This is a genomic window from Methylocaldum sp. 14B (assembly GCF_002005105.1).
Taxonomy (GTDB): domain Bacteria; phylum Pseudomonadota; class Gammaproteobacteria; order Methylococcales; family Methylococcaceae; genus Methylocaldum.
In genome coordinates this window covers 95,740-107,321 of sequence record NZ_MSCV01000019.1, presented here as the reverse complement: position 1 = coordinate 107,321, position 11,582 = coordinate 95,740, and the positions used below count along the sequence as shown (strand labels likewise).

The following is an 11,582-nucleotide window of genomic DNA, read 5'->3' as shown; positions in this document are numbered from 1 at the left end:
AAGCCCTTTGCCGAGCCGGTACGTCGGCAAGGGATTGCCGACCTACATATGGGGCTCCCTTACACCGAATCAGAAAGTGCTCTAAAGCCCGCTCCCACGAGCCGTAAACCAATCCGACAGCCGCTCTAAGCACCCGTTCAAAGCTCTGTTGGCGTCAGGCAACAAAAAAGGGCCATACCGAAGTATGGCCCTTTGAATTGTTGGCTGGGGGACCTGGATTCGAACCAGGGTTGACGGAGTCAGAGTCCGTAGTCCTACCGCTAGACGATCCCCCAGTAAGTAAAGCACGCCGGGGAAGCCGGCGTGCCTTGCATTAACGCTTGGAGTACTGCGGACGGCGTCTTGCTTTGTGCAGGCCGACTTTCTTACGTTCGACTTCGCGCGCGTCGCGGGTGACGTAGCCGGCTCTGCGCAGCGGCTGGCGCAGGGTTTCGTCGAAGCTCATGAGGGCGCGGGTCAATCCATGGCGGATGGCTCCGGCCTGGCCGGTGGGACCGCCGCCTGCGACCTTGACGAACACGTCCATCTTCTCTCCCAGAGCCACGAGTTCGAGCGGCTGGCGCACGACCATCTGGTCGGTCTTTCTGCCGAAGTACTCTTCCAGTTGTTTGTCGTTAACGACAATACGACCGGTTCCGGATTTTGCGTAGACGCGTGCGACCGCGCTTTTGCGGCGACCTGTTCCGTAATACTGCGCTTGTGCCATGGTTGATTCAGCTTCTTAAATTAGATTTCCAACAATTTGGGCTGTTGAGCCTGGTGATTGTGCGTGGGCCCTGCATAGACTTTCAGCTTGCTGAACATGGCGCGGCCCAAAGGATTGCGGGGCAACATGCCTTTTACGGCGGTCTGGATGATGCGCTCCGGATGAGTTCCGCGCAGCTTGCCCAGGGCCACGGACTTCATGTTGCCGATGTAACCGGTGTGCTTGTAATAGATCTTGTCTTGCTCTTTATTGCCGGTAACACGCACTTTTTCCGCGTTGACGACGATGATGTAGTCGCCGGTGTCGACATGAGGCGTGTATTCCGCTTTGTGTTTGCCGCGCAGACGACGCGCGATCTCCGTCGAAAGGCGCCCCAGCGTCTTTCCTTCCGCGTCGATGACGTACCAGTCGCGTTTTACTTCGGCCGGTTTTGCGCTAAAGGTCTTCATTACTGCACGCTCCAAACTCTGGCGTTGTTCGAAAAAGCGGGTATGGTACCCGACAACACATTATAAAACAAGCGATCGCTGAATGGCGGACCGATCGTCTTCTCCATACTCGGCGGCGGTACGCTGGACGTATTCCGGAACCAGCCACTTGAGCTTGTGCAGGATCGCGGCCTCGTCGAAAGACCGGCAAGCCTCGGCCAGCTCGATCACGGCTTTCTTGGCCATCCGATAGTCGACGGTCAGGGGATGGGCCAGCAAGAGCTTGCTGTGCTCGGTCGGCGTGGGCCCCTCATGATCGTTGAACAATTCCTCGCTGATTTTTTCGCCGGGCCGGAGTCCGACATATTCGATCCGGATATCCTGTCCGGGGCGTTTGCCGCTCAAGCGGATCATCTGTTCGGCCAGGTAGCTGATCTTGACCGGGTCGCCCATGTCCAGCACGAAGACTTCTCCGCCTTTTCCGATGGTCGCGGCCTGCATGATCAATTGGCAGGCCTCGGGTATCGTCATGAAATAGCGGGTGACATCGGGATGAGTCACGGTGACCGGCCCGCCGGCCCTGATTTGCTCGCGGAACAGAGGCACCACGCTGCCCGCGGAATCCAGCACGTTGCCGAAACGCACGTTGATGAAACGAGTCCCGGCGACGCCGTTCATGCTCTGCACCAAGACTTCCGCCGCCCGCTTGGTCGCTCCCATGACGTTTTCGGGGGCTACGGCCTTGTCGGTGGAGATCAGCACGAATTCGTCGACGCCGCCCGCGATTGCCGCTTCCGCCACCGTATAAGTACCCAGAACATTATTCTGAACTGCCTGGCGGACCTGATATTCCAGCAACGGGACGTGCTTGTACGCCGCCGCATGGAAGATGACTTCCGGCCGATATTGCGAAATCACCTGCTCGACGGCGAGCTTGTCGGTGACATCGCCGAGTATCGCGGACAGGCGCAATCCGGGGAAGCTGCGCCTCAACGCCCGTTCGATCTGGTAGAGATTGAATTCGGAGCGCTCGAAAACGATCAGCTCGGCAACGGAAAATTGTGCGATTTGCTTGCAGAGCTCCGAGCCGATCGAGCCGCCTCCGCCGGTAACCAGAACCCGCTTTCCGCCGAGATGGGCCTGAATGCCCTGCCGGTCGAGCTTGATCGGCGCGCGTCCGAGCAAATCCTCGATGGAGACTTCGCGCAGGTGCCCCGACATTTGGCCCGACAGCATTTCCTGCATCGACGGCAAGGTCAGAAATGGGACGCCGGTTCCTTCGCAAATTTCGACGAGACGCCGCATCTCCTTGTCCGTGGCGGATGGCACCGCGATCAGAATCGTCTCGATCTCCAATTTCTCGACGAGCCGCGGAATCTGTTCGCAACGTCCCCTCACTCTCACGCCGTGAATCTCGCTTCCTTTCTTCTTCGGATCGTCATCCACGAACGCGATCGGGGCGAACTCGGTCCCGGCGGCGCGAAGCAGGTCCCTCACCAGCATTTCGCCGGCCTTGCCCGCACCGACGATCAGCGCGCGCCGCCCGGCCGACATCGGCGCGCCGCGATCTTTCCAGATGCGGTAGATCAGCCGCGGCGTGGACAACAGAAATAGCAGCAGCACCGCATAGAGCGGAATGACGGAACGGGGCACGCCTTCCAGCCGATTGACGGAAAACAGGATGATGGCGATCGTGGCAATCCCGAGGCAAGACGCCTTGGCGATACGAACCAGGTCGGGAATGGACGCGAACCGCCAGATGCCGCGATACAGTCCCAAGCGGCGGAAAAACACGGCTTGGACGACGAGGACCAGGGGCAGCCAGTGCAGCGAAGTCCGCGTTTCGAGTTCGGGCGGCAACGACAAATTGAACCGCAGCCAATAAGCGCCCAGCCAGGCGAGCGCCACCATGATCAAATCATGAATGAATATGATCGTTCCCGAGCGCATTTTCGAAAGCATGTCCTGCATCGCTTACCCCCCCTGTTTTCCTGCCTCCAGCCATAGCGCCAAGCCTATCAAAGGCGCATAGGCGCACGCCAGAAAGACCGGCTCCAGCTGCGGCCAGCGCACCGCCGCGAAGGCCCAAGGCAATAACCAGCACAGATTGATGGCCAAGACCGACAGGCTGATCCGCTTGTGACTGGCCCAGCGCCGCGCCGCACGCTGATACGCATGGCTGCGGTGCGCCTCGTACCAGCGCTGCCCGCTGAGCATACGCCTCACCAGCGTCACGCTCGCATCCACGAAAAACACGCCGAACAGAATCAGCCAGACCGCCAGGGACAGCGTACCTTCGACGGAGGTACGCAGCGCGAAAACGGCCAGAACGAACCCGACGAACGCGCTCCCAACATCCCCCATGAAGATTTTCGCGGGAGGCCAGTTCCAACATAAGAAGCCGCCCGCCGCTGCCGCCAGGGCTAACAATAAAACATTTGCATCCCCTGGGAACAGCGGCGACTGATAGGTCAGAAGCCCGTACGCGGATATCGCCACCGAAACAACCTCGATTCCCGCGATGCCGTCTATGCCGTCCATGAAGTTGAACAGGTTCAACAGCCAGACCGCCAGCAAACCGGCGAGAACGGGGCCGAGCCAGCCCAATTCGTAAATTTCGGCGGCGAACCGGATCGATTCGAAGCCGCCCAGCCAATAAAGCGCCCAGCCGGCGCAAGCGATCTGCACGATCAGACGCCATCTTGCAGGTACGTGTCCGTGATCGTCCCAGAAACCGATGGCAGCTATCGGCAGTGCCCCGAGCACGAGCATAAAAAGCTCGAATGAGATTTGTCCCAGCCAGTGGAGACCGGCCGCGACGAGCGTGAAAGACAGCACGACCGCCAAACCGCCGCCGCGGGGCGTCGGCACCTGGTGGGAACTGCGGGCATTGGGCAGATCCAGCAAGCGTTTGGTCGCGTAACCGCGCACCGCTCCCGTCAGGATGCCGGAAACCAGCAGCACGGAGATGACCAAAAACCCTAACGAAAAAAGACTCATCAGTTATTTTGCTGCGCCGCTCGGCAGCCGAAAGAAAACCGGCACGAATTCTTTTGAACTATTTCTTGGTTTGTTCGCTGCCCGGATAGGCCAATCGATAAAATGCGGCGGTATCCGGCAATTGGAAGGACAGTTCATTATAGCCGGGTATGAGGACATAGGTTTTGACCGCCGAACGGTAGGGTCCGATAGCGCTGGTCGCGGCTTGCAACGCCAGCATATGCGACCTCGGGGAAAACAGCTTGACGGTGATCAGGCCTTTATGCTGGATCAATTGAGGCGCGAAGGGCGCCGCCAAAGGCTCGCCGATGAAAACGCCCTCCCCTGGCCGGGCGACGCTTTTCCAATAGGCTTCGAGTACCGTATCGCCTTCCAGATAGTGCCACATAGCCACGGCCGGATGAGGAAACTTGCTCAGGATATTGCAGGGTTCCGTCACCGTGCCGTAGCTCGCCGTAGCCCCCGCCTCCAGCCAGCGCACGCTGCTCATCTGGGCATTTTCGGTCAGCCTCCCGCCGAACGAGGTCAGGTGATCCGCCATCGCCCCGGGCACGAAACCCAAGGTGTCGAGATCCGGCACCTTCGCCAGTCCGGTAAAGTAGAACAGCACATCCTGCTTGCCGCTGATGAAGTCCGCTTCAACCCGATGCAGCCGGATCGCCGCGCCGAGCATATCGACCGTCTTGTCGAACGTGACAGCCCGAACGCTTCGGTGCTTGTCGGAGGTGTTCAGCAAGTAACCGGTACCGGCCGGATAGGTCCGGTCGGAGGCGATGCCGCGATCGATCAGTTTGCGGACATCCCGGACCGTGCGCCCGGCCAGCATCATCGCGGGCCGAATGCCGTGATCGGTATAAGGCGCGCGGCTGGCGGAATGAAAGTATCCGCTGGGCTTGGTTTCGCCGCATTTGCTCGAACAATAGGCTTGGTCGAAACCTAGCGCGAAAGCGGAGGTGATCGACATGCAATCGACCCTGAACGGCGCCATCCATGCGAGCGCATAGGCTTGAACCCCCGGCGGCGTCCGACTGTCCACCGCCTGCTTGACGGATTCGAACTGGGCGCGCGGCAGGTTGTCGGTACCCGGCGGAAAACTCACCCGTATCATGTTCTCCTCGGGTATGCCTCGCCGTTTTTGGTAGTAATTGCCGATGGCGACGCTCGACGGGTCGGCCTCGTTCACGATGACCGCCAACTCCGCCGGCCCTAGCGACCTCCGCGAAAACAGCAGCCGATCGATACTCTCTTCGGCCTTTGCAACCTGAAATACGGCGGCAAAGACTGCGAAAAGGATCGGCAGAAAAACCGACCTAATCCGATACTTCACGGGTCAACCTCACTCCAGAACTTCCCGCAAGTACCGAAACAGCAAGCGAGCAGACTTGGGGGCAGCCGCCGCATCGCGCTCCCGGCGCGCGTCTCGGGACAGCTGCCGCAACTTCTGCCGGTCGGCTCCCGGATGGGCTGCCAAGAATTCGTTAATCGCGGCATCGCCTTCGGCTATCATGCGATCGCGCCAACGTTCGATGACATGCTGCCGGTGCACCGCTTCAGCGCTCTCGTTCCTGAGGGCCGCGAGCCCTGCCCGAATGGGTTCAGCGTCGATATGGCGCAGCACTTTGCCGATATACTTGCGCTGCCGCTTGAGGGCGCCGCGCTCGGTGATGGACTGTCCGAGCCGCACCGCTTCCATCAGCTCTACAGGCAAGTCCAGCCGCTCGAGCTGTTCGCGGGATAAGCCGATCAACTCTTCTCCAAGATCCTGCAAGGCTGCGCTTTCGCGCTTCAACTGGGATTTACTGATTCGCTCCGGATACTCATCCGGCGAAATTTCGGGATCTTCCGTCCACGTCATGAGAAAGCGACTACAAAAAGGCCAGATAACGGCACTGAATTTTCGGCCTACTATACCACTCGTCCCACCAAAACGGTGGTGACGGCCGATTGAGCAATCAATCGGCACAGATGGATCTAAATGAAAAGAGAGAGTACGCTACCCGACAGAAAAAGTATGTTTCTCAAACAACGCCACATGGAAGGCCATCCGAACGCAGATCCGGAATATGGCATCAACACCTCGACTTATGACTGGTCGGTGCGCGTTTTCCGGCAGATCAAGAAGCTGCTCAAGGTCCGCATCACCTTGCACGGCAGCCCGGACATCATTGATCGCGGCCATATCTTCCTTTTCAACCACTTCGCCCGATTCGAGACCTTCATCCCCCAATACCTGATGTACGAGGCCAGAAAGGTCTACTGCTGCTCGGTGGCCTCGGCGGAATTCTTCGAGGAGGAAGACAGTGTCCTGGCGGGATTCCTGCGCGACGTCGGCGTCATCCCGAACAACTACCCGAGACTTCTGCCCTGGCTCGCCGAACAAATCCTGCTCGGCCGCAAGGTCGTCATCTTTCCCGAAGGGGGCATGGTGAAGGACCGCCGGGTTCTCGACAAAAGAGGCCGCTACAGCATTTACTCCCGAGTCAGCATGGATAGGCGCAAACACCATACCGGGGCCGCCGTTCTGGCGATGGGTCTTGAAATCTTCAAAATGGCCGTGCGCCGCGCCGAGCACCAAGGGCAGCAGGAGCGTCTGACATCATGGGCCGAGGCGCTCGGGATGGAGAGCCGCGAAGCCCTGCTGGCCGCCGCGCACCAACCCACCATCGTGGTTCCGGCGAACATTACCTTCTATCCCATACGCATCAACGAACATATTTTGAGCAGCGCCGCCGAACTGTTGAGCCGTGGGCTGAGCCGGCGGGCTGCGGAAGAAATCCTGATCGAGGGGAATATCCTGCTGCGCAACACCGATATGGATATCCAGTTCGGACATCCGATTATCGCGTCGGAGTCCTGGCACCACTGGGAAACCTGGCTGGCAAAATGGGTAGCGCCGCGCATCGGGACAATCGACGATGTCTTCGCCGTCACCCGGAAACCCGCCAACACGAAAGAGCGGCTCCTGGCCGGCCGGCTGCGCCAGCGTGCCCAGATCGTGCGCAACAAATATATGCGCGAGATGTATCAGGCGGTGACGGTGAATCTCAGCCACCTCGCCTCGACACTGATTTTGTATCGCGCAAGACGTAACCGGATCGAGATCGACCGGGCCGAATTTTTCCGCAGCCTGTATTTGGCCATCAAATACACCCAGCGATTGCCGCACGTGCATCTTCACCGCAGCCTGCAAGACCCCGAGGAATATCGAAACCTGCTGGAAGGCGAACATTCCGGTCTGCAAGAATTGATCGATACCGCGAAAGCCAGCGGGCTGATCGAAGTTCATCCGGATCGTTATCGGTTGCTGCCCAAGCTGCTTCACGAACACGAATTCGATGAAATTCGCATCGAAAACGTAATCTCGGTTTATGCCAACGAGATCGAACCCATTTCCGGCATTACGGAGGCAGTCAAGCGCGCCCTATCGGTGGAAAAGAAGCTAAGCGCTCTCGAACTGGCAAATCTTCAGTTCGACGATGAGGTCAGGTCATGGCGATGGGATTCGAAACACTATGCCAAACACGCTCCAAGTTTGACGTCTCCTGCGATAACCGCGGCCGCGAGCCCTCGCCCCTTCTTTCTGAAGGCGCGATCGAGCAATGGTGCCGGCGTGATTCTGATCCACGAACTTTTGTCTTCGCCGGCCGAAATGCGCGACTTCGGCGGACGCTTGGCCGATCTCGGTTTTCACGCCCTCGGCGTCCGTTTGAAAGGCCACGGAACTTCGCCCTACGACCTCAAAGACCGACGCTGGGAGGACTGGCTCGAATCCTTGCGCCGCGGGTACGAGATCATGAAGGCTTATGCGTCTCACATTTACATCGTCGGCACCGGAATCGGCGGTCTGTTGGCGCTGCAACTGGCCAGCGAACAGCCTGAGCGCTTGGCAGGGATAGCCGCGATTTCGCCGCCCTTCAAGTTCAGCGCGTCGGGTCCCATGGCTCCGCTGCTCCGCAGCCCAAACATTCTGGTTCGCTGGATGTCTCGGCGAAACAGCCGGCCGTTCGTGGAAAGAACGCCGGAATATCCGCAATACGCCTATCGGGAAGTGCCTCTGCGTACGCTCTACGAACTGCGCCGCTTGATCCAGGAACTGGAGGAAAGTCTCGCGGACGTGCAGTGTCCGGTATTATTGGCACAGGCCGATCACGATCCGATTCTCGATCCGGAAAGCGCGCGGATGATCTATAAGGCCCTGAGCTCGAAGAACAGGATTCTCCGGTCCGTGCATGCCGATCGTCACAATATGCTCGCGGAGGATATTGGTGGTATAAGGGACATCGTGATTCGCTTTTTGACCAGGGACGCCCCGGCGGGTTGAGTCGAACCCGTTCAAGTGATTTATCGTGCAGCGGAGAGCGCCATGCGAAACCTTCAAAGCACCTTGTCGCAATACGTCATGGAAAAGCCCTGGTTGAAGAGCTATCCGCCGGGCGTCCCGGAAACCATCGGCGAACCGCAATACTCTTCGCTGGCGCATTTTTTCGAAGAAATGGCCGCCCGCTATCGGGAACGGCCGGCACTTTCCAATTTGGGGCGGACTCTTTGCTATGCCGAACTCGAGGAGCTGAGCCGGCATTTCGCCAGTTTCCTGAACCGACGCCTAGGCCTGGAACGAGGTGAACGGATCGCCATCATGCTGCCGAATGTCTCGCAGCAACCTGTCGCCTTATGGGGCGCGCTGCGCGCCGGGCTGATCGTCGTCAACACGAATCCCCTCTACTCCGCCCGCGAATTGGAACATCAACTCCAAGACTCGGGGGCAGCAGCCCTGGTGATGCTCGAGAATTTCGTCCCGGCAGTAGCGGCTGCGCTTCCAAGATTAAAGCTCAAGGCGATCATCATTTCCGGACTCGGCGACCTGCTGCGGTTTCCCCGCTCCTATCTGATCAACTGGTACGTGCGCCTGTTCAAAACGGGAAACCCCGGCACCCACATCAGCGAGGCCGTCTCCTTCAATACGGCCCTGCAGGAAGGCAGCCTGCTTTCTTTCGAAAGGCATGATCTGAAACTGGAAGACGTCGCCTTTCTCCAATACACCGGAGGCACCACCGGCATCGCCAAAGGGGCCATGCTGACGCACCGCAATCTGCTTGCGAACGTGGAGCAGTGCACCCAGTGGATTGTCGGCGGACTTCCCCCGGAACGAGCGATGGTCAAAGGCGAGGAAGTCGTGATCACCGCGCTGCCGCTCTACCACATCTTTGCCCTGACCGTGGATTTGCTGTGCTTCACCGAACTGGGTGGGTTGAACTATCTCATTACCAATCCGCGAGACCTGCAAGGTCTCATTAAGATGCTCGGCAAGGTGCGTTTCAGCGTCATAACCGGCGTCAACACGCTCTTCAAGGGATTGCTCAACACGCCCGGCTTCGACGAACTGGATTTCAGCTCGCTCAAGTTCGTCATCAGCGGCGGCATGCCGACCGAGGAAGCCGTGGCGAACCGCTGGCAGCAAGTGACCGGCTGCCCGATCACCGAAGGTTATGGCTTGACCGAAACCTCTCCCGTGGTTTCCGTCAATCCGCCCGGATTGACGGAATTCAACGGCAGCATCGGGCTTCCCGTGCCATCCACCGAATGCAGCGTTCGGGACGACGACGGACGTCCGCTGCCGGTCGGGACGGCTGGCGAGCTGTACGTGCGCGGACCTCAGGTCATGAAGGGTTATTGGAACAGCCCGGACGAAACCGAAAACGTCATGACGCCGGACGGGTGGCTGCGTACCGGGGACATCGCCCGGATGGACGAAAACGGATTCTTCTATATCGTGGACCGCAAGAAGGACATGATTCTCGTCTCGGGCTTCAACGTTTATCCCAATGAACTCGAGGCCGTCTTAAGTACCCACCCGGCTGTTCGGGAGTGTGCCGCGATAGGCGTGCCGGACGACAAGACCGGAGAAACGGTCAAGGTTTTTATCGTGCGCAAGGACGAGAGCCTGGATGCGGACACCGTCCGCCGCTACTGCCGTATGAACTTGGCGGCCTACAAGGTGCCTAAGTATATAGAATTCCGCGACGAACTCCCGAAGAGCGCCGTAGGCAAGATTCTTCGCCGCGAGTTGCGGAAACTGACTTAACAATACGACACGCAGCACGTTCCTTTAATTCCCGCTGCGTCGAAGAATTTCGGATGACACGGCCGATTTAGGCGGCCACAGGCGATACGCCGCCATTTCTGTATTTAATTGTTGTTTCCGTTTCGGAGATCGAGCGATCTCCTGTCCTTTGTGGCGTTTCCTGTCAGGAGGCAGACCATGAAAAATGTTGTCATCGCCGGCTACTGCCGCTCGCCGTTTACCCCGGCCAAGAAAGGGCAGCTCAGCGGCATCCGCCCCGACGAATTGGCCGCGCAAGTGGTGAAAGCCTTGTTGCGCAAAACCGGCGCCAAACCCGAAGACATCGAGGATTTGATCCTCGGCTGCGCCTTTCCGGAAGCCGAGCAAGGCTTCAATTTGGGCCGTCTCGTGGTATTCCTGGCCGGTCTCCCGCACTCGGTCGCAGGCACCACCATCAACCGGTTCTGCGGCTCGTCCATGCAGGCCATACACCAGGCGGCGGGCGCCATTCAACTGAATGCCGGCGAGGCGTTCATCTGCGCCGGCGTCGAATCCATGAGCCGGGTGCCGATGACGGGCTTCAATCCGATGCCTCACCCCAAGCTTTACCAGGAATATCCGCAAGCCTACATGAGCATGGGCGAAACCGCGGAAAACCTGGTCGAGCGGTACGGCATCAGCCGCGCCGACCAGGAGCGCTTCGCCTTCGACAGCCAGCGCAAAACGCGGGAAGCCGGAGAGGCAGGCCAATTCGACGACGAGCTGGTCCCCATCGAAACACCCGACGGCACGGTGACGCAGGACGGCTGCCCGCGTCCCGAGACCACTCCGGAGGGCTTGGCCGGTCTTAGACCTGCCTTCCGGGAGAACGGCGTGGTCACGGCCGGAACCTCGTCGCCCCTCACCGACGGCGCCGCCGCGGTCCTGGTCTGTTCCGAGGATTACGCGGAACGCCACGGACTCGAACCCCTGGCGCACGTCAAGAGCATCGCGGTGGCCGGCTGCGCCCCAGAGATCATGGGCATAGGTCCGGTCGCCGCGAGCCGCAAGGCGCTGCAACGCGCAGGGCTCGCTCTCGAGGACATCGACATCATCGAATTGAACGAAGCCTTCGCGGTCCAGGCGCTGGCGTGCATCCGTGAACTCGGCATCGACGAGAGCAAGCTCAATCTCCACGGCGGCGCCATCGCCCTGGGCCATCCGCTGGGCGCGAGCGGAGCCCGCATCACCGGAAAAGCGGCGTCGCTGCTGAAAAAGGAAAAGAAGCGCTACGCCCTGGCGACGCAGTGCATAGGCGGCGGACAAGGCATCGCGACGATTCTGGAAGCGGTTTGAACTTTGAAAAGGCGGGCCTCGGATGGCCCGTCTCCAAGTCAAGTGAGGCCGA

9 protein-coding genes and 1 tRNA gene are annotated in these 11,582 nt (G+C 59.5%); 3 read left to right on the top strand and 7 right to left on the bottom strand.

Annotated features, from left to right (window positions below):
- Positions 1–201: 201 nt before the first annotated feature.
- The 7 genes from B2A78_RS14900 to yjgA all read right to left on the bottom strand — a co-directional run bounded on the left by B2A78_RS14900 (position 202) and on the right by yjgA (position 5,989).
- A tRNA-Gln gene (locus B2A78_RS14900) sits at positions 202–275 on the bottom strand.
- Between the two features lie 38 nt (positions 276–313).
- Entirely contained in the window at positions 314–706 is a 393-nt protein-coding gene (gene rpsI, locus B2A78_RS14895; protein WP_077730789.1) for a 30S ribosomal protein S9, read from the bottom strand.
- 20 nt (positions 707–726) lie between these two features.
- Positions 727–1,155 (bottom strand): 50S ribosomal protein L13, encoded by a 429-nt coding sequence (rplM, locus tag B2A78_RS14890; protein ID WP_077730788.1) that lies wholly within the window; start codon positions 1,153–1,155, stop codon positions 727–729.
- A 60-nt stretch (positions 1,156–1,215) separates the two neighbouring features.
- On the bottom strand, positions 1,216–3,105 hold the full coding sequence (locus B2A78_RS14885; RefSeq protein ID WP_240502542.1) for a nucleoside-diphosphate sugar epimerase/dehydratase: 1,890 nt from the start codon (positions 3,103–3,105) through the stop codon (positions 1,216–1,218).
- A 3-nt stretch (positions 3,106–3,108) separates the two neighbouring features.
- Positions 3,109–4,134, bottom strand: coding sequence for a glycosyltransferase family 4 protein (locus tag B2A78_RS14880; RefSeq protein ID WP_077730787.1), 1,026 nt, complete (start codon positions 4,132–4,134; stop codon positions 3,109–3,111).
- A 58-nt stretch (positions 4,135–4,192) separates the two neighbouring features.
- Positions 4,193–5,461 (bottom strand): TIGR03790 family protein, encoded by a 1,269-nt coding sequence (locus tag B2A78_RS14875; protein ID WP_205780790.1) that lies wholly within the window; start codon positions 5,459–5,461, stop codon positions 4,193–4,195.
- 9 nt (positions 5,462–5,470) lie between these two features.
- Complete coding sequence (yjgA, locus tag B2A78_RS14870) at positions 5,471–5,989, bottom strand: ribosome biogenesis factor YjgA (RefSeq protein WP_077730786.1); 519 nt, start codon at positions 5,987–5,989, stop codon at positions 5,471–5,473.
- 156 nt (positions 5,990–6,145) lie between these two features.
- Here yjgA and B2A78_RS14865 point away from each other — a divergent pair, with 156 nt between their 5' ends.
- The 3 genes from B2A78_RS14865 (at position 6,146) to B2A78_RS14855 (ending at position 11,530) form a co-directional block, all read left to right on the top strand.
- Positions 6,146–8,455 carry an alpha/beta fold hydrolase gene (locus B2A78_RS14865; RefSeq protein ID WP_168175440.1) on the top strand — a complete coding sequence of 770 codons (2,310 nt, stop codon included), beginning with the start codon at positions 6,146–6,148 and terminating at the stop codon, positions 8,453–8,455.
- 42 nt (positions 8,456–8,497) lie between these two features.
- Positions 8,498–10,216 carry an AMP-binding protein gene (locus B2A78_RS14860; protein WP_205780789.1) on the top strand — a complete coding sequence of 573 codons (1,719 nt, stop codon included), beginning with the start codon at positions 8,498–8,500 and terminating at the stop codon, positions 10,214–10,216.
- Positions 10,217–10,393: 177 nt separating this feature from the next.
- Positions 10,394–11,530 (top strand): thiolase family protein, encoded by a 1,137-nt coding sequence (locus B2A78_RS14855; protein WP_077730784.1) that lies wholly within the window; start codon positions 10,394–10,396, stop codon positions 11,528–11,530.
- Positions 11,531–11,582 lie beyond the last annotated feature (52 nt).

Bases quoted from the DNA above. Each gene is read 5' to 3' on its own strand.
- rpsI (WP_077730789.1), bottom strand. From the start codon at position 706: ATGGCACAAGCGCAGTATTACGGAACAGGTCGCCGCAAAAGCGCGGTC.
- rplM (WP_077730788.1), bottom strand. From the start codon at position 1,155: ATGAAGACCTTTAGCGCAAAACCGGCCGAAGTAAAACGCGACTGGTAC.
- B2A78_RS14885 (WP_240502542.1), bottom strand. From the start codon at position 3,105: ATGCAGGACATGCTTTCGAAAATGCGCTCGGGAACGATCATATTCATT.
- B2A78_RS14880 (WP_077730787.1), bottom strand. From the start codon at position 4,134: ATGAGTCTTTTTTCGTTAGGGTTTTTGGTCATCTCCGTGCTGCTGGTT.
- yjgA (WP_077730786.1), bottom strand. From the start codon at position 5,989: ATGACGTGGACGGAAGATCCCGAAATTTCGCCGGATGAGTATCCGGAG.
- B2A78_RS14865 (WP_168175440.1), top strand. From the start codon at position 6,146: ATGTTTCTCAAACAACGCCACATGGAAGGCCATCCGAACGCAGATCCG.
- B2A78_RS14860 (WP_205780789.1), top strand. From the start codon at position 8,498: ATGCGAAACCTTCAAAGCACCTTGTCGCAATACGTCATGGAAAAGCCC.
- B2A78_RS14855 (WP_077730784.1), top strand. From the start codon at position 10,394: ATGAAAAATGTTGTCATCGCCGGCTACTGCCGCTCGCCGTTTACCCCG.